This window comes from Oscillibacter sp., from assembly GCF_031978065.1.
Classification (GTDB): domain Bacteria; phylum Bacillota; class Clostridia; order Oscillospirales; family Oscillospiraceae; genus Oscillibacter.
This window is the reverse complement of sequence record NZ_DALZCH010000003.1, coordinates 35,795-52,652: the sequence shown is the minus strand read 5'-3', so window position 1 is coordinate 52,652 and position 16,858 is coordinate 35,795. Positions and strand designations below refer to the sequence as shown.

Annotated in this window: 16 protein-coding genes; all 16 read right to left on the bottom strand. The window is 59.4% G+C overall.

Annotated elements, in window-relative coordinates:
- Window positions 1-26: 26 nt before the first annotated feature.
- The 16 genes from RTK01_RS00965 to RTK01_RS00890 all read right to left on the bottom strand — a co-directional run bounded on the left by RTK01_RS00965 (window position 27) and on the right by RTK01_RS00890 (window position 16,789).
- On the bottom strand, window positions 27-563 hold the full coding sequence (locus RTK01_RS00965) for a nucleoside-triphosphatase (RefSeq protein ID WP_312279172.1): 537 nt from the start codon (window positions 561-563) through the stop codon (window positions 27-29).
- Complete coding sequence (locus RTK01_RS00960) at window positions 560-1,261, bottom strand: class I SAM-dependent methyltransferase (RefSeq protein ID WP_312279171.1); 702 nt, start codon at window positions 1,259-1,261, stop codon at window positions 560-562. The genes RTK01_RS00965 and RTK01_RS00960 overlap by 4 nt, the downstream gene beginning before the upstream one ends.
- Window positions 1,261-1,788 (bottom strand): nucleoside-triphosphatase, encoded by a 528-nt coding sequence (locus RTK01_RS00955; RefSeq protein ID WP_312279170.1) that lies wholly within the window; start codon window positions 1,786-1,788, stop codon window positions 1,261-1,263. The genes RTK01_RS00960 and RTK01_RS00955 overlap by 1 nt, the downstream gene beginning before the upstream one ends.
- 50 nt (window positions 1,789-1,838) lie before the next feature.
- Window positions 1,839-2,087 (bottom strand): hypothetical protein, encoded by a 249-nt coding sequence (locus tag RTK01_RS00950; protein ID WP_312279169.1) that lies wholly within the window; start codon window positions 2,085-2,087, stop codon window positions 1,839-1,841.
- Between the two features lie 73 nt (window positions 2,088-2,160).
- A complete protein-coding gene (locus RTK01_RS00945) occupies window positions 2,161-3,459 on the bottom strand; it encodes an Ig-like domain-containing protein (RefSeq protein ID WP_312279168.1) in 1,299 nt (432 codons plus the stop codon).
- Window positions 3,456-4,577, bottom strand: a complete 1,122-nt coding sequence (locus tag RTK01_RS00940; RefSeq protein WP_312279167.1) for a DUF4129 domain-containing protein — start codon at window positions 4,575-4,577, stop codon at window positions 3,456-3,458. Before RTK01_RS00940 ends, RTK01_RS00945 begins: the two co-directional genes overlap by 4 nt.
- Window positions 4,574-5,785: a DUF58 domain-containing protein gene (locus RTK01_RS00935; protein WP_312279166.1), complete on the bottom strand. Its 1,212-nt coding sequence runs from the start codon at window positions 5,783-5,785 to the stop codon at window positions 4,574-4,576. The genes RTK01_RS00940 and RTK01_RS00935 overlap by 4 nt, the downstream gene beginning before the upstream one ends.
- Entirely contained in the window at window positions 5,782-6,759 is a 978-nt protein-coding gene (locus RTK01_RS00930; RefSeq protein WP_312279165.1) for a MoxR family ATPase, read from the bottom strand. The genes RTK01_RS00935 and RTK01_RS00930 overlap by 4 nt, the downstream gene beginning before the upstream one ends.
- Before the next feature lie 96 nt (window positions 6,760-6,855).
- The gene (locus tag RTK01_RS00925; RefSeq protein ID WP_312279164.1) at window positions 6,856-7,590 is read right to left on the bottom strand and encodes a methyltransferase domain-containing protein; all 735 of its coding nucleotides are present in this window, start codon (window positions 7,588-7,590) and stop codon (window positions 6,856-6,858) included.
- Complete coding sequence (locus tag RTK01_RS00920) at window positions 7,587-8,363, bottom strand: ABC transporter ATP-binding protein (protein ID WP_312279163.1); 777 nt, start codon at window positions 8,361-8,363, stop codon at window positions 7,587-7,589. Before RTK01_RS00920 ends, RTK01_RS00925 begins: the two co-directional genes overlap by 4 nt.
- Entirely contained in the window at window positions 8,354-9,367 is a 1,014-nt protein-coding gene (locus RTK01_RS00915) for a FecCD family ABC transporter permease (protein WP_397352078.1), read from the bottom strand. The genes RTK01_RS00920 and RTK01_RS00915 overlap by 10 nt, the downstream gene beginning before the upstream one ends.
- 44 nt (window positions 9,368-9,411) lie before the next feature.
- On the bottom strand, window positions 9,412-10,503 hold the full coding sequence (locus tag RTK01_RS00910; protein ID WP_312279161.1) for an ABC transporter substrate-binding protein: 1,092 nt from the start codon (window positions 10,501-10,503) through the stop codon (window positions 9,412-9,414).
- Window positions 10,504-10,508: 5 nt separating this feature from the next.
- Window positions 10,509-11,015, bottom strand: coding sequence for a hypothetical protein (locus tag RTK01_RS00905; RefSeq protein ID WP_312279160.1), 507 nt, complete (start codon window positions 11,013-11,015; stop codon window positions 10,509-10,511).
- Window positions 11,016-11,055: 40 nt separating this feature from the next.
- Window positions 11,056-12,708 (bottom strand): S-layer homology domain-containing protein, encoded by a 1,653-nt coding sequence (locus tag RTK01_RS00900; RefSeq protein WP_312279159.1) that lies wholly within the window; start codon window positions 12,706-12,708, stop codon window positions 11,056-11,058.
- Window positions 12,705-15,011 carry an S-layer homology domain-containing protein gene (locus RTK01_RS00895; RefSeq protein WP_312279183.1) on the bottom strand — a complete coding sequence of 769 codons (2,307 nt, stop codon included), beginning with the start codon at window positions 15,009-15,011 and terminating at the stop codon, window positions 12,705-12,707. Before RTK01_RS00895 ends, RTK01_RS00900 begins: the two co-directional genes overlap by 4 nt.
- Window positions 15,012-15,013: 2 nt before the next feature.
- Window positions 15,014-16,789: an S-layer homology domain-containing protein gene (locus tag RTK01_RS00890; protein ID WP_312279158.1), complete on the bottom strand. Its 1,776-nt coding sequence runs from the start codon at window positions 16,787-16,789 to the stop codon at window positions 15,014-15,016.
- Between the last annotated feature and the right edge of the window lie 69 nt (window positions 16,790-16,858).

The following is a 16,858-nucleotide window of genomic DNA, read 5'->3' as shown; positions in this document are numbered from 1 at the left end:
TTCTCTTGTATTCTGCTTTTGCAAAGCTACCGCAGCGCCGGAAAGCGCTCTTGCAGCGCGCGGGTCAGCCGCTCCGGCAGCGCGTCCCGGTTGTCTGCGTTGACGTTGAGCATCTCCACGTTCGGGTGCCGGCGGATTTGATTCACCCAGCCGCCCGCTGAAAGCTTTATTACGCCTAAAATCGGCGTTTCCCCTTCCAGCGCGGCCAGCACGGCGATCTGAAACCGCTCCGCGTCCCGCTCCATGTCTCCCAGCTCGTCCATGACAAGCAGCGCCGCGTCGTCTTTCGCATGTAAGATATAATCCGCGCCAAGGGTATCAAATCCAGCGGTAAAAACCTGCGGTGCCTGTTCTCCCGGACTGAACCGGGCAACCCTGTGCGCTTCGTCATAGAGAGGCTTCGCTTCCGCCCTGCTGATATACAGCCCCCTGTCGGCGGCTGTGCGGTCTTGGCTGAAATAGGTTCGGAAGCCCCCGTATTTTACGTTTAAATCCGCCAGAACTTTTCGGATCACGGTGCTTTTCCCGATTTGAATTTCACCTGTCAGAAACATGTGCTTCATTTTAGCCCTCCGTTGATGAAAAAAATCCCCACCGTCTTTTTTCTGGGAAGATACCACGGAAATGCCGTGGATTCCGTTCTGACAATTCTCTGTTTTAAAAAAAGCTCCGCCTCCTCCGCGCAGGTGTCGGGCGCATATAGTTTCACATAACCCCGGGCCTCTTCCAAAGAGAAAAACGGTTGTCCAAACTCCTGCCGCTTCCACACAAGCTTGTAAGCAATTCCCCGTGAATCCAAATACTTTGCGGTGTTTTGCGCCGTATTTCGGACGTAACCCCTGTCTTTTTCGGGAAAAAGCGCCGCATCGGAGCTTTGGGATACCACCGCAATCAGCTTTTTGCACAGCGGCAGATATCGGTCAAGATGGCGGCTTCCAAAAAAGCTCATAAAGGCCACGTCCCAACGGCCCGAAAGATGCTCGCAGTCGGCCAAAACAGGGAATATATTGTGCAGGCCCAGCACCCGCGCCCGCTCCGCCACAAAGGCCAGCGCGGCTTCGCTGATGTCCGCGCACTCCACGGACTTTACAAGCGGCGCGATTTCAAAGTCAAACAGCGCCGGCCCGCAGCCCAGATCGCACAGGCTTTGCGCTCCCGCTATGGACGGAGCAATTTCGGCGGCGAGTGCCCGGAAAAAGCCCGTGTATTCCTCCGCGTCGGCGTACCATTGCAGCGTGCGCGCATTCCAATCCAGAAACATCAGCACACCCCGTCAAGCTGTTTTTGTAGATGCGCCAGCACCTGCGGAAACAGCGCCTCTCCGTTTTCGCAGGTCAGATAAAAGCAACGGGCATTGGGATGGGCCCGCACCGTTTCCAGAAACGGAATCTCAATATCCCGCACAGAGGCGAGAATGGGGGCTTCCCTCTCCATCGCAGCCAGCACAGAAGCGCGGAAGCGGGGCGCACGGCTCTCCATAGGACCAATCTCATCCATGACCAGCAGACCGTCTGACCGCGCTGATTCAATTAAAAATGCGTTGCGCTCAAAGGCCTCCAAATTTGCCGTGGCCTGCCGGTTCCGACACCAACCCAGCAGATTATCCTGTGTCCGCCGACGCTCCCCGGACGCGTGATAGAGATAGATCGGTGCGTTTCCCGTCTCGTCCGCCGCTTCCTTGACACTGCGATAGCCGTACAGCCTGAGACGTGGGCCGCCTGCTGTCAGCAGGCGGTCAATAAACCCCGCCCGGTTTGTTTCGTTGCTGCCAATCACCAGCGTATGCATTCTCCGTTCCCCTCCGGTCTTTATTTCTGTCAGTCCGTCGCCTCCGCTTGTCAAATAGTCGGCTCCCAGATTTGCAGATCGCTTTCAATGCAGTCGGCCACCTCCCACTCCGGGGAGTCGTACAGGGCGTAAACACGCTCCACCAACTCCCGTTTTGTGGGGGCGGCGTCAAATTCGCCGCCGGAAAGCTCCGCCTCCCATCCGTTCCCAACCATGACCATTTTCAGGCCCCGCAGCACCAGGCGGAAGGTGGGGCCACCCTCCTGATTGATAATTGTGGCAATGAATCTTTCTTCCATAAAACCTTCTCCTTCCGCCCGCCTTCCGACAGGGCTTTGCCCGGTGCCAGAATGCCGACCACTTACTTAAATGCTACTCTTTGGACTTTCCCGCCCGGTTCTTCGCCCGGATGCGGAGCAGCAGCCACATCACCAGCGCTCCGCCCGCAAACAGACCGATCACCGCCATGCCGATGACGGAGCGCAGGGGCGACGTCTTTTCTTCAACTCCCGCGGTTTCCTTGGAAGCTTCCGGCGAACCGTCCGTCTGTCCAGACAAATCCTCCTCATCAGTGCTTTTGTCCGGCTCACCGTTCGGCAACCTCTCCGTCCGCTCCTCCGAAGTACCGGCAGAGGCGGACGGGTCATCCGTCTCCGCCAGATCGCCCTTTCCGGAAGCGGCAACGCCCCCGGTCCCCGGTTTATCGCTTCCGGATGCAGTGTTTTTGGTACTTCCTGCCGTGACGGTGACAGTGGCGGCGGCGGAAACGCCGTGAAATTCCGCCGTGATAACCGCAGTCCCCTTGGCGTGGGCGGTGACAGCGCCGTGCTCGTCCACAGTCGCCACACGCTGGTTATCAGAGCTCCAGATTACCGGCTCCTCCTCCGCGATCAGCGGGTCCGCCGCCGTCACAACGGCACTAAGCGCCACAATTCCACCGGAGGACATGCGCACAGTGGCGCGGTCCAGCGTGATGGCCGGTTCACCTGTCACCTCCGCCACAATGGCGTAAACCCACTTGGCAGAATTGACCGCCGTGTGCGTTTCCGCGTCCCGCTGTCCAAAAATCAGACGAAACCGGGTGTTGGAATTCAGGTTTAAATAGTCGCTGCCAAAGGTGGCCCCGGCGATGCACCGGTTCCAGTCGTCCGCCAGCGCCATCACCGTGTCCACCGGCTGCGCGTCGGACGTGGCAAACTCATTGCCTACACCCTCTTCATAGTCAAAGTTATCCGGGAGACTGTAATAGCAGTACCGGGGAAGGTCAATCAGGCTGGCCTTGGAAAAGGAGGTGTAAGAGGACTCTTTTTTATCCCGAATCCAGAAGTGGAACATCTTGACAGACCCCAGATCAATGCCCGCTCCGTCTATAATATCCGAAAGGCGCACACCTTTGACATGGTCGATCACCACGGAGGGCATATTGTCGATAAACGTATAGTCCGCGTACACCACGTCCATCTGCTCCAACTCCGAGAGGGTAAACAGCCGCTTTTCATAATACGGCCCGCCGGGGTAGCCCACCTGAATGGAAAGCGTATCCGAAGCATAGCCGCCAAATTCGTCGTCGTCCAGCGCCCGGGCCGTTCCCGGCAGAGCCAGCAGCAGCGCCGCCGCCAGCAGCAGGCCGGGCAGGCTTTGAAGCAGCCTGTTTCTCTTTGTCCTTTTCATGGCATCTTACCTTCCTTGCCCGCCAGCCGGCTCAATCGTTTCCCAAAACCCGGTACAAAAGGGCGGCGCATTTCCCGAAGATAGTTTAGATAGTAAAACCGGCGGCCCCGACGGTGCTTCACCTGCTGCGGCAAGGCACGGAAGGTGGCAAGGTATTCCTCTTTACATTGAAGTGAAACCGCCTGTCCGCCGTACCGGGCGCGCAGGAAGCCCTCCGTGACGGCAGTTAGCTGCCGGAGCGAAACCGGAGCGTTGTCTCCCCGCGCCTTTTCCAGATATTCCAGCGGCGTTTCCGAGGGCTTTCGGGAATATCCGCACACCGCCATGGCCTGCGTCACACAGCGGTAAACCGCGTCAACCTGCTCTTCCGGCGGTGAGGCAAGCATCCTTCGCAGCCACAGGCGATAGCGAAGTTCCCCCAGCGAGGCAAGTGCCAGAACGACGCAGACTCCGGCCACTGCGGCAATCAGCACAGCGCGTCCCAGCGGAAACGGTGAAGCGGGCGGCTCCAGCGCTGGGGCTTTCGTTGTCCCCTTGGCGCTTTCCGCAAGGGCGGCATTTCGGTCTAAGCTGGGCGCGGACGGGCTGCTTTGTTCCGCGCCGCTTTGAGCTGCTTCCCATTCCGGCTTTTTTTCGGGCGTGTCTCCAAGGCGCTCCATCAGGGGAACCCGTTCCCCTTCCGGGAGTATAGGCAGCAGCACCTGCCGATAAATTCCAAAGGTAGCGCCCGCCGCAAGAACGGCGCACAGCAAAACGGTCACAAGCGCAGACCCGTGGGACGGAGCGCCGACGTGGGGCCGGGCCTCAATCGCGGCCATACGGGACTGCATATATAGCACAGCCAGTATCAGCAGGCAGGCCAGCAGTACGCCTGCATCCACCGATATTCCCAGCACCTCCAGTAAAAATGCCAGAAAAACTGTGTACAAAAGCGGAGCGGTCACGCCGTATTCAAGGCGAAAATACCAGAAGACGGCAGGCACCGTCACCATTGAAATGAACAGAAACACCAGAGAATTTACCTTGGCATCCCCAAAAAAGCGCAGCTCCATCAGCGAGATCAGCATACCGGCAAGCAGGCAGAGCAGGCCCCTAAACGCGCGGAATATCAGCTTCACAGACGCTCCTCCAACACACAAGCCAGATCTCCGGCAGAGTCCACGGCGTAATACCCAATTCCCCGGCTCTTCAACTCTTCCCTGAATGCCTCGCCGCCGGAAAGCGGCTGGTCTTTCCCCCGGACATGGAGCACCACGGGATACTTTCCCCGCTGGGCGCATTCCGTCAGTAGCGCCACCAGACGGTCGCTGACGGAGGCCGTGAGAATGATGAGATTGTCAAAAGACGTTCCCCGCCCGGAATGTTCTTCTACCAGCAGCTCCAGCGGATACCGCTCCCGGGCCGAAACCGGGGGCAGTCCGCAGACGGCGGCAAGCAACTCCCCCGGCCCATCGGGCCGAATTACCGTAGGGACCTCGGCCCGGGCATAGACCAATTCCACACCGTATCGCAGTTCCATGGCCCGGAGGGCCGCGGCATAGGCACTTTCCGCCAGACAGTCGTTGGCCTGCGCCGCTTCCTCGCCCGTCAGGCGGGGCGGCAGGCGGACATCCAGATAGATCGACACGCCGCTAACCGCGTCGGTCTGAAACAGCCGGGTCACATAGCCAGAGGCATGGGCCGAGAGCTTCCAGTGGATGGTTTTGATGGGGTCGCCGGGAGCGTATTGCCGCACGTCGGAATACTCGCCTCCGTCAATTTTATGGGGCGCGGTAAAATCCACGGCGAAGAGAGGCTGTGCCGTGTCAAGCCGCAGCCCCGCCAGCCGAAACCGCTTGGGCGTCACCTGTACGGGCACGCTCCAGCCGGGCCTGCGGCGAAGAGAAAACACGCCCAGCAATCCGTAAACCCGGGCCTCACTGATAAGAACCCGGTAGCGCCCGATGTGAGGGAAGGAAACCGGCAGGTTCAGCGTCAGCGTTTGCCGGGGACGCAGCAGCATCAGGTGTTCTGTGGTCAGCGGAGCAAAGCCCTGCGTACTCTCCACGCATAAAGACAGCACCACGCAAGGAAGCACGAATATTCCCCGGTTGGAAACCGTTACATGGCAAAGGGAGCCGGTCCCTCGCTCGAAGCGCCCCTGCTCCTCGGTCTCTGCCTGGACAAGGAGAAAGCAGGCAGAGAGAAGCGTATAGAAAATTGACGTCAGGCCCAGCAGCAGTATAAACACAATGGGGACGTAGACCGCCGCCGTGTTGATGATTGCCGCAACGACGGCACAAAGCAGCAGCACGCCCGCTGGAAGGGCCTTTCGCGCCGCCGTCATTTCACCTGTCTCCTGCCGTTCCGCTCTCCGCTTGGAAATGGAATGGGTGTCGCGTCCAAAATCTCTTGGATTACCGTCTGCGCCGTCACGCCGTCCAGCTTGGTCTCCGGGCGCAAAATCAGCCGGTGAGCCAGCACGAAAGGCGCGAGAAACTTTACGTCGTCGGGCAGAACATAGTCCCGCCCCTCGTAAAGGGCACGGGCCCGGCTTAGCCGGTACAGTGCGATGGAGCCTCGGGGGCTGACACCCAGCGCCACGCAGCGGTGATTCCGAGTGGCGGTGACTAAATCGGCAATATAATTTTGCAAAGAGTCGTCCACCCGGACCCCGGCGGAAGCCTTCCGAACAGCCAGAATGTCAGCCCCGTCGGCTACGGCGGGAACCTCCGCCTTTTCCTCCTCCGTCATGGCCATGATGCGCCGCTCCTGCTCGTAGCTGGGGTAGCCCAGAGAGAGCTTCATCTGAAATCGGTCTATCTGCGCCTCCGGCAGGGGGTACGTTCCCAGATTGTCCAGAGGGTTCTGTGTAGCCAGCACCATAAACGGCTCCGGCAGGATATGAGTTTCTCCGTCAATCGTGACCTGCTTTTCCTCCATCACCTCCAGCAGACTGGCCTGCGCTTTTGCCGATGCCCGGTTAATCTCGTCCGCCAGAACGAAATTGCTTATGGCCGCGCCGGGACGGAACTCAAATTCCCCCGTCTTTTGATTGTACACGGAAAAGCCCGTGATGTCCGAGGGCATAATGTCCGGGGTAAACTGGATGCGCTTGAAATCGCAGGAAACCGCCCGTGACAGTGCGGATACCAACCCCGTTTTGCCCACACCGGGCACGTCCTCAAGCAGCACATGGCCCCCGCCAATCAGCGCCAGCAACACCAGAGCGATTTCCCGCTCCTTTCCGATGACCGCCGTTCCCACAGCGCGAACAATGCCGTGCATCTGCTCCCGGCAGCGGATACTCTCCTGATCCATCGCTCGTAACTCCTTTTTTCTATGATCTTTCACTGGGCCGCACAGTCCTGAATAAAGAGGTGTACACCCGTTCCCACCTTTGCGCGAATCAAATCGTCAGGCATCTCCCCCGCCACGCTTTTTCGCCCGCCGGACATCCGAGGCCGAAAACACGATCAGCCCCAACTGCTTGCGGTTTGGAAGATAGTAGGGAAAACCCGGCAGGGCCGAGACTTGAAGCCTGCCTCGCACCTCCTCCGGGGGGATGTCTCTCCCCCGGTTATAGAGCTGGAAAAATTGATCCGCCTCCGCCAGCGAGCGGAAAGGCTGCCCTAGCTCCAGCGCAAAGCGCTCCGTCTGGCACGGAATCTTCAAACGGTGCAGGCGTTCCTCCGCCGCCTCGGGTGTAAAGTGCTCCAGCTTCGACCCGCTGGTGCCGAACCGATGGACGGTGCTGGCCCGTTTAATCAGAATCACTGGGCCTGCGCACTGCTCCGCCGCGATTTGAAGCGTCTCCTCCATGCCGCCGAACAGGCAGAACACCATGGCGTCATAGGGCTTTGGCGGCCGGTTTTCAAAAATATCTCCTTGGAGAATCTCCATTCTGGAAAGTCCCACCGCCCGGCGGCGCAGGTCTTCAATGGGCGGGGCGGCCCGGTCGATGGCGGTCACCCGCCCGCAGAAGGGCAAAAGCGCCAGACTCAGCTCCCCTAGTCCGCAGCCCGCGTCGCACACATGGGCGTTTGGCGGAAGGTAGGCCGCAACCCGCTCCGCCAGAATCCGGTAATAGTCGCTGTGGGCGGCGGCGGTACGGTAAAAGGCAATGGTCTCCGGCAGCCAGTCCTGCATCATGTTCTCTCCTCCCGCCACGGAATCACAAACCGTCCCGCGTCCGTATCAAGCAGCCGCACCTCCACGCCGTACAGGCGGCGGAGCAATGCCACGTCCAACACCTCCTCGGGCGGGCCATAGGCCGCCACGGTTCCGTCGCACAGCGCCAAAACCGCCTGCGCGTGCTGTAAGGCCATCTGGGGATCGTGGGTGGAAAAGAGAATTAGATACCCCTCTCCCGCCAGACGGCGCAGCCGCTCCAGCACCCGGAGATTGTTTCCGAAGTCCAGATGGGCGGAGGGTTCGTCCATCAACAAAATCCGGGACCGCTGCGCCAAGGCCCGGGCAATCAGCACCATCTGCTGTTCCCCTCCGCTGAGCCGGTCAAACCGCCGTGCGGCAAAACCCTCCATTCCCACCTGCTCCAGCGCCGCCCATGCCGCCTTCCTCTGCGCCGCTCCCGGCGAAGAAAAGAGCGAGAGCTGCCGGGCAGTGCCCGTCTCCACCATGCTGAGCACGGAATAGCCGGGCAGTGCCGCCCCCGACTGGGGAATATACGCCGCCAGCTCCGAAAGGCGCCGGGGCGGCAGGGTGCGCGCTTCCGCGCCCTCTAGCAGGATACTGCCCTCATACCCCTTCACCAGCCCCAGAATACAGCGAAACAGCGTGGTCTTTCCCGCGCCGTTGGCTCCCAGCACCGCCACAGTCCGCCCCCCCTCCGCATCAAAGGAAACCTCCCGCAGCACCGGATTGGCCCCGTAGGAGCAGGAGAGCTTTTGAATGCTCAGCAGCATAAGGCCTCCTCCTTCCGAAGAATCAGATAGAGGAAAAACGGCGCGCCGATCACCGCCGTCAGGATTCCAATGGGGATTTCCGAGGTAGACAGGCACCGGGCCGCGTCATCCACCAGCACCAGAAAGGCCGCTCCCAGCAGCACCGAGGCCGGAAGCAGATACCGGTTGTCGGCTCCCACCAAACGGCGGCAAAGATGGGGGATTACCAGCCCCACCCAGCCGATCATCCCGCTGACCGAAACGGCGGAAGCGGTAATCAGCGTGGCGCTGATGGTTACGCCAAGGCGCAGTGCGTCGGCATTCACGCCCATGGACCGGGCCGCATCGTCCCCCAGCGTCAAAAGGTTCATCCGCCAGCGCAGCAGCAGCAATGTCAGGATTCCCACCGACATAGGCACAGCGGCAAACGCCAGATCATGCAGCCGCGTGCTGTTCAGGCTGCCCATCAGCCAGTATGTAATGGCAGGAAGCTGGTCCGTGGGGTCAGCGATCAGCTTGATGTACGAGGTTCCCGCCGTGAACAGAGAGGTCATCATAATTCCCGCCAGAATAAAGTTCACCACCCGGTTTCCCTGCGCCCGGCTGCCCACAAGGCATGTCAGCCCCACCGTCAGAAGTCCGAATGCAAACGCCGAAGCGGTGATCATTCCGGAGGAGCCGCCCAGAAGAATTGCCAGCGCAGCGCCGAAAGCGGACCCCGCGGTGGCCCCCAGCAAATCGGGGGACGCCATGGCATTTTGAAACGCGCTCTGATAGGCGGCCCCGGCGGCGGACAGTCCGCCGCCTACCAGACAGCCCAGCAGAATCCTCGGCAGCCGCAGCCGCAGCACCACGCCCGCCGTTTCATTGCTCCAGCTCTGGGTAATGGGCAGAACACGGGAGAGCAGGATTTTCACCACATCTTCCATCGAAGCGGGGTATTTCCCAAGAGAAAAGGACACCAGAAACACCGCCGCCAGTCCCGCCGCCAGCAGCACAAGACTTCCCCTGCCCCGCCGCCGCAACCGGAGGGATATCTCCAAAAGATCTGGCTTTTCGGAATGCTCTGTCATGCGCTTTCCTCCATCTTTTCCGTGGAATGGGCCAGAAGGGCCTTTGCCTGCGCCTGCGTCAGGTCATAGTGGTAAAACAGCTTGTAAAAGGTCTGCGTTTCCTCTACCATGTCATACTGAAAAACTTGCGGATACAGAAGGTTTCCCAACCAGCGAATGCCCAGAATCCGCTGGACGGAGGGGGGCCTGTCCAGCCAGTTATAGGGCGCGTCCGGCACCTCGTACACCGCTCCGGTTTTTACCGCCCGGACGTTGACCCACAGAGGGTCCTCCCAAATGTCGTCGTAGCAGCTATCGGGTGCCAGAACCACCGCCTCCGGGTTCCAGAGCAAAATCTGCTCCATGCTCACCTCGTCTCCGCCCCTGTCGGAGTTTTCTCTCAGCTCCGCCACATTCCGGGCGGCGGCCCAGTCCAGCACCTGCGCGTGGAGACTGCCATTGCCGTTTACCTCCGTGCCGTATTCCCCCTGAGAGAACAGCACCGCCGTTCTCTCAGATTCGGGAATCTGCGCGCCAAAGGCTTTCGCGTCGTCAAGCGTCTGCCGGACGTAATCCGACAGCGCCTGCGCCTGCTCCTTTTCCCCCGTAATCTCTCCCAGCGTGTCATACGCCCGTGCAGACTCTTCCAGCGGGGCTTTGATAAAAACAGTGGGAATGCCGGTCTGCTTCTGGATCGCGTCCATGTCGGCGGCGATGCCGGATTTTTCCTCTCCCATGTCTATAATCACATCCGGCGCGGCGGCGATTACGGATTCATAGCTGATCGTTCCACCCCCGCCGTAAAACTGGCCGAACACGGGAAGGTCCCAGTATTTTTCAGGGAAATATTCCTTTTGCTTCTTTGTCAGTGGTGTGGAAAGGCCGGCCAGTTGGTCGGGACACAGCGTATAGAGAAAGATTTGCGCCAGCGGCCCGGAAGGGGCCACGGTTTTAACCTCTCTTGGAAGCTCCACCTCACGACCGCAGGAATCCGTAAAGGACCAGGTCTCCACAGGCTGCTTTTCCTGCACAGGATTTTCGCCGCAGCCGGAGGCGCACAGCAAAATTACCACCGCCAAAAGAACGACGGCTATGCGTCTTCGTGTCATTCTTTTCATCTTACAAACTCAATAGAGGTCACCGCGTAGGCCCAGTAAGAGGATTCCGCCTCCGGAATGAGAATCCGCAAGGGCCGCTGCTTTTCCGACAGGGGCGCGTCTCCCTCCGCCAGTTGCAGCACCACCTCATAGTCGGTGAGGTACTCCTCCTTTAAAACGGTTTTGTATCCGTCGCTGCAAAGAAACCGGATTTTCTGAAAGTCCGACATCTCCGTCTCATACTGCGCCAAAAACGTGTTCAGCAGCGGCCCCACCGCGTTGACCGTTCCGGCCTTCGCCGTGGCGCCCGTGGCCGTGCGCTTTACACAGTCCAGCTTCGCAAGCTCGTTGGGCGTGACGGTAAAGTCCTCGTCCTTTAGTCCTTTAATTGTAATGGGGCTTTCCCCATAGTCCGAGAGGTCTGCCCGCACTTTTACCGTTCCCCCGCAGCCGCACAGCAGCAGCACCCACAGGGCAAGGCCCAGCATCGCCGCCCGCTTTCCTGCTTTCTTCACATAAGTCACCCTTTCCCGCTTCCTGCCGTTTCGCCCATCGGGCCGCGTTTCATCCCACAAACAGTCCCAGCCGTTGGAGCATGGCGGCGGTCTGTGCCCGCGTGGCCGGCCCTTTGGGGGACAGCTCCGTGGCGCTGGTTCCGTTGACCAGACCAGCCCCCACCGCCCAAGACAAGCCCTCTTTTGCCCAGCTTCCCGCGTCGGCGTAGTCGGTATAGACGCTCAAGTCCCTCGACACCGTCAAATCGGTCTTCGCCACGTTTTTAGCGTACCGGTAAAACATGGCGGCAAGCTGTTCGCGGGTAATCCCGGCCTCTGGAGAAAAGCCGCCCGACGCGGTTCCGTTCACCACGCCGCTTTGACTGGCCCACGCCACCGCCGAAGCATAAGACGCACCGGAGGGCACGTCTGCAAAGCCCGTACCGGACGAGACCTTGGGACTGCCCGCCATATGGTACAGCGCCATGGCCAGCGCGGCCCGGGTCATGGGCGCGTTGGGGGAAAAGGCGGTTTTTGCCGTGCCGCCCATGATTCCGTTTCGGGTGACATACCCCACGGCATCATAGCTCCACACCCCGGCCGTCACATCCGTATACGGGCTGACCCAGCCCTTTTCCGCACCGGAGGAAGTCAGCGTCAGTGTTTGAACGCCCGCGTCGGTCCAGCCGTCCTTCACCGCACGGCACGTCATGGTCACGGTTCCGCCGGGGAAATTGGTCTTGGGAATCACCACCGCGTCTCCCGTATACCGGCTGGTAGGTGTATAGCTGGGGCTGATGAAATTGTGATTGTAATAAATTGCCGCGCCCTGTGTTGGGCAGGAAAAGCGCACATAGTAATTGGCTCCGTCCTCCGTCATCACGGCGGAGGGAATGCCCACTACACCCAGCGCCGTCACCTCCGGCGCATCCTTCATATTCAGCAAAAGGGTTGCCACCCAATAGCGGCTGTCTGCGGCGGTGGAGGCCTTCCCTGTCAGGTCTTCCTTTGTCATGGGCTTCATAAAGCGAGGGGTACGCTCGCTGTCCATCAGCCCGGAGGTATACCATAAATTCTCCATGTTGTAGTCCCCGGTGCCATACTTTCCATCGGTAATCATGTACCGCTGGGAGAAGGCAAGCACGGACAAAAGCGGCACCTCCGGCTCGGCGGATTTGAGAATTTCTTCAACCGCCTGATCGCGGGTGAGCTTTCCGTCCGGGTCGGCATACCCCTGCGTCCGATAGTCCCAGTACTTGTACAGCAGCGGATAATTGTAGCGCGCCACGCCGTACAGCTCGTCGCAGGTATAGGTGTCTAAATCGTCAAAGCCGGTCTGGTCAATTTCCCACAGGCGGATGGCGTCCTGCCCCGCAAAGGTCAGCTCCACCGCCCGCAGGGCCGCCTGCGCGGATTTTCCTTTTGCGTAGGTGACAAACTCGGGAATGGTAAATCCCTTCGCCTCCTGATGCACGGTGGTCACATACCTGTCCAGAATGGAATAGTTGTGCAGCGTATTGTCAACTTTTCCCGCTTTCAGGTCCGATACCATTTCGGACACGGGAACCTGAGACACCAGCACCCGCTCTCCCGCCTTGTCGGTCACATAGAACAGCACCGTACCCACGGTCTGTCCCGCCGGCACCGTTTTTGCCTGCGCCGCCGGGGCCAGCCCCGTCACCAGTGCCAGCGCCAGCAAAACGCCTAAAAGCTTTCGTTTCATGTACGCGCTCCCTCCCGATATGTGTGATAGTTCAGCATCATTTGCGCCACCTGCGCCCGGGTCGCCGTTCCCTTGGGGTTCAGCCGCCCGCCGCCGCCGTTGACCACGTCTGCCGCCGTCGCCCAGCGCATGGCATCCAGCGCATAGGACCCAACAGCCGCTCCATCGGAAAAGGCGTTAAACGCCGCAGAGTCTGTATTATTCGTTTTTTCGCCTTTAAATTGCGCGTAGCGGTACAGGACCGCCGCAATCTGCTCTCGGGTTACGGAGGCGTTGGGTCGGAACGTGCCATCCCGATAGCCCGCCGCCAGCCCGTTTTCCGCGGCCCAGGCGATATAGGGGGCATAGACAGAATCCTGCGCCACGTCGGAATAAGCCGGGGCTGAAATGGTATTTGCCGCCACGCCGTCCAGCCGCCCCAGAACCGTGACAAACATGCCACGGGTCATGGAGGCATTCGGAGAAAAAATTCCGGAAGCGGTTCCATTGAACAGGCCGTTTTGCACTGCAAAAATAACCGCGTCGGCGCACCACGTGTCCCCCGCCACGTCGGAAAAGCCTGTCTCCATAAGCTCCGCCACCACGACGTTCACTGTCTGGGACCCCGGCGCGTAAAGACTGTTGTCCAGCTCCAGCGTATAGGTCCCCGCCGCCTGAATCGGGCAGGAAACCAGCGCAAAATACTCCGCTTTGACCGTCACCTGTCCATCCACGGTGCGGTCCAATCCGGAGGAGGGAATCAGAATCCGGGTTCCGTTGGAATCCAGTATGTATACGGACAGTCCGGACTGATATCCCGCATCGTCAAAGCGCAGCGTCATCGCGCTGCCCAATCCATAGCTTCCCTGCGTTTTCACTGCGGGGGCCGCTTTTTTGGTGGTGAGGGAAACCTGCTTGTCCGCGTACTTGGTGGCGTGGAAAATGAAGCTGTACGCCCCGGTTTTTCCAAACAGGCTTTTGTCAAAGGTGAAGGAAGTCGCCCCCGCTTTGTACTTGGACGGGCTGACCGTGACATAGCCGTTTACCTCCGGCGTTTTCACGGTGACAAAGTTCATGGCCCTGGTCCATGCCGTCCACTCTGTCGAAGACACGCCGGTGGCGGCCTGAAACACCACGTTTTCATTTGCCATACTGCTGTACAGCGCTTGAAACGCGGGGGCCAGTCCCGGATATTTCATAAAGATCACGCCCCCGTCGTCCCAGCCCTCTTTTACCGCCGTGGCATACATGGTCACGGGGCTTGCGGACAGGTTCCGACCGGAGATATCGTAAGTCACCGGGCCGGTGTAGGGAATCTGGGGCGCTCCGTCATAGGAATAGTAAATCGTGGCTCCCACCGTGGCGCAGGTAAGCGCGATGGTCAGCGTCTTTCCGTCGGCGCTTTTGGTAAAGCGGGCCACAGGGTCCGCCACTGTCCCCGCCGACCGCAGGGCGGGGGCGTTTGTCATGTCCAGCCGAAGATTGTAAATCCATTTGAAATTGTCGTAGGCGGTACGGTGGGCCGCCATCAGGTCCGCCTCCGTCATGGGCAGGCTGAGCCGCAGCGCCGTGTCGTCCGTCAAATGCTTGGCAAGACAACCTGTCACGTTTCCTTTGTTGGACTCGATATAGCTTCCCAGCCCCAGTTCCGTGGAAGCATTCAGCGTGTCGGTGGTGGTCCGCCCGGAGAGGGATTCGGTTGCCAAAATCACCGTGGTTTCCCGGCCCGTGTCAAACGCCGCCCGCTTGTCCGCGTAGTAGGGGTCCTTGCTCTGGTAGTCTTTCTGATAGGTAGGCAGGTCAATACCAAACTTGCTGTTGTCTTCGCCGCCCACCTCCCAGCCGGTATTCCAGCCTTGCTCCCTGTCGTATAGGCCCTCGAAATAATACCGCTTAACGCCATAGAGCTGGTCATAAGTCCAGACGCGGCTGTAATTTCCGTAGCTGTCGGTTGCCATAAGCTGAATTTTATCCGTCCCGGAGAAACTTATCTCCCCCGCCCCGGAAACCCCTGTTTTCTCCTTTACGCAGTCCACCAGCTCCGGGATGGTGAACCCCCGTGCCTCACAGTACTGGGTGGTAGGATAGTTGTCGGTGGAGGAAATGTAGTAATTCGTTCCCTCCTCTGTGCCATGGGTAAGCGCCTTCAGGTCCGCCAGGGGCAGCACCTTCAGCAGGACGCTTTTCCCGGAGGCATTTGTTGCGTAAAAGAAAATGTTATTCCCTCTCTCCGAGGAAATCGTCTTTGCCCCGGCAAAGACGCTCAGCAGGCAGACAGCCAGCGCCAAAAAAAGCGCGCGGGCCGCCCCTTTTTTTAAATTCACTTTCAACTGCCCGTTTCTCCTTCCGCAAAGCGTGTCAAGATAACCGCCATCTGCGCCCTGGTGAGTACCGCTCCGGGCAGCAGGCGTCCATCCTTGGTTCCACAAATCAGCCCGTTGCTTACCGCCCATGCAACATCCGAACGGGCATAGGAGGAAACGGTTTCTCCATCGGAAAACGCAGAAAGCGCACCAGGTTTTGCAGTATCCTCACCGCCGATTTTCTCCGCATACCGCCCCAGCAAAACGGCCAGTTCCTGCCTTGTAACGCTCTTTTCAGGCTGGAAAGTTCCCGCCTTCGTGCCGGCGCTGACGCCGGTTTGCTGCGCCCACGCGGCCGCGTTTGCGTAAGCGGCGGAGGAGGGTACATCGGAGAACGGAGCCATCTCCGTCACGGCGGGACTGCCCGCCAGACGGTACAGGGCCGAAACCGCCATCACCCGGGTAGCGGAGGCCGTGGGAGAGAACGTCTCCGTCCCCGTTTCGTCCAGCAGACCTCCGGACACGGCGGCGGATACCGCCTGAGCATACCACGCCTCCCCCGGCACATCGGAAAACGTTTTTTGCCCCTCTTTTGGCAGGAGGGCGGTAAAGTCCAGAAGATTTCCCGCTCCGTCATAGGACTGAACGGTCAGGTTCTTGCCGTCAACCCGAACCACCTGATAGGTGGAGGTGTTGTAAACCGTTTTCGCCTGATACGTCTCGTCGGCGGTGGAATAAAACTTCTGGCTGGCATTGCCCATGACATAGGTGATACCGTCTGTAAAGTCAATCTGCCCGTCCGCCATGGGATAGGACCGGGAATACACATGCTGATGTCCGCAAAGCACCAGACTCACGCCGTTTGCCTCAAACAGCGGCTCCCAGCTCCGTTTCACCGCAGCGGCCACCTTGTCGCTGGCCAGAGAATAAACCGGGTGGTGCATCACAACGACTTTCCACACAGCATCGCTGGCACGCAGGTCGTCTGCAATCCAACGGTTCAGCCGCTGATAGTCCGCACTGCTCAGTCCCTGCTCCCCCGAAAAAACCCAGGAGTTCAAAACCAGCATGTGGCAGTTTCCGTAATCATAAGAGTAAAATTCTTCAGAAAAGCCCTCTGGCCCGTTTTGGGGAAGCGCCATCAAATCCAGATACAGCTCGGGCTTTCCGCCAGGAAAATTGCTCTCATGATTGCCGTTGGTAGTCATCATGGGAATTTGGGAAAACACGCCCGTGGCGCTGCCCAGCACCCGTTTCCACTGGTCGGCGGAAATTCCGCTGTCCACGATGTCGCCGCCCAAAACGCCAAAGGCAAGGCCGGGATTGTCTCGGGCCGCAGTCTCCAGTAGGCTTTTCCACTTGCCGTCGTCCCCTGTTCCGGTCTGCACATCCCCCATATACAGGAAGGAGAACGACGGTTCCTCGCTCTGCGCCGTTTGAAAATGGCGGATCTCACTTTTTGATCCTCCATTTCCAACCCGGTAATAATAGACTGTGCCGGGCGTCAGACCGGTGAGCGCCGCCTGCTCCACCGCCGCGTCCAGCGCAATACCGGAGGTCAGCTTGGCGACCGTGGCAGAAATTTTCTTCGCGTCCGAAAGGGACGGGCTCGTGCTATACTCCACCCAACCGTCCGGCCCGTTCGCCTCCGCCTGCCAGGAGACGGTCATGGTTGTTTTCGGATCACCCGTCCAAGAGAGAATGATGCGCTCCGGTCCCGCACTCTCCGCCGCCTGGGCCGTTCCTCCCAAAAGGCATAGCAGCAGCAACACCAGCACTCCCTGTGTTCCTTTTTTCATAGCCCGTTCTCCTTGTATCGTAATCTTCAATGAATGACGGCGTTTTTTCAAAAGAAACGCTCCGGTTTA

Excerpts from the sequence above, each read along its gene's own strand:
- RTK01_RS00965 (WP_312279172.1), bottom strand. The coding sequence starts at position 563 with ATGAAGCACATGTTTCTGACAGGTGAAATTCAAATCGGGAAAAGCACC.
- RTK01_RS00960 (WP_312279171.1), bottom strand. The coding sequence starts at position 1,261 with ATGTTTCTGGATTGGAATGCGCGCACGCTGCAATGGTACGCCGACGCG.
- RTK01_RS00955 (WP_312279170.1), bottom strand. The coding sequence starts at position 1,788 with ATGCATACGCTGGTGATTGGCAGCAACGAAACAAACCGGGCGGGGTTT.
- RTK01_RS00950 (WP_312279169.1), bottom strand. The coding sequence starts at position 2,087 with ATGGAAGAAAGATTCATTGCCACAATTATCAATCAGGAGGGTGGCCCC.
- RTK01_RS00945 (WP_312279168.1), bottom strand. The coding sequence starts at position 3,459 with ATGAAAAGGACAAAGAGAAACAGGCTGCTTCAAAGCCTGCCCGGCCTG.
- RTK01_RS00935 (WP_312279166.1), bottom strand. The coding sequence starts at position 5,785 with ATGACGGCGGCGCGAAAGGCCCTTCCAGCGGGCGTGCTGCTGCTTTGT.
- RTK01_RS00930 (WP_312279165.1), bottom strand. The coding sequence starts at position 6,759 with ATGGATCAGGAGAGTATCCGCTGCCGGGAGCAGATGCACGGCATTGTT.
- RTK01_RS00925 (WP_312279164.1), bottom strand. The coding sequence starts at position 7,590 with ATGATGCAGGACTGGCTGCCGGAGACCATTGCCTTTTACCGTACCGCC.
- RTK01_RS00920 (WP_312279163.1), bottom strand. The coding sequence starts at position 8,363 with ATGCTGCTGAGCATTCAAAAGCTCTCCTGCTCCTACGGGGCCAATCCG.
- RTK01_RS00910 (WP_312279161.1), bottom strand. The coding sequence starts at position 10,503 with ATGACACGAAGACGCATAGCCGTCGTTCTTTTGGCGGTGGTAATTTTG.
- RTK01_RS00900 (WP_312279159.1), bottom strand. The coding sequence starts at position 12,708 with ATGAAACGAAAGCTTTTAGGCGTTTTGCTGGCGCTGGCACTGGTGACG.
- RTK01_RS00890 (WP_312279158.1), bottom strand. The coding sequence starts at position 16,789 with ATGAAAAAAGGAACACAGGGAGTGCTGGTGTTGCTGCTGCTATGCCTT.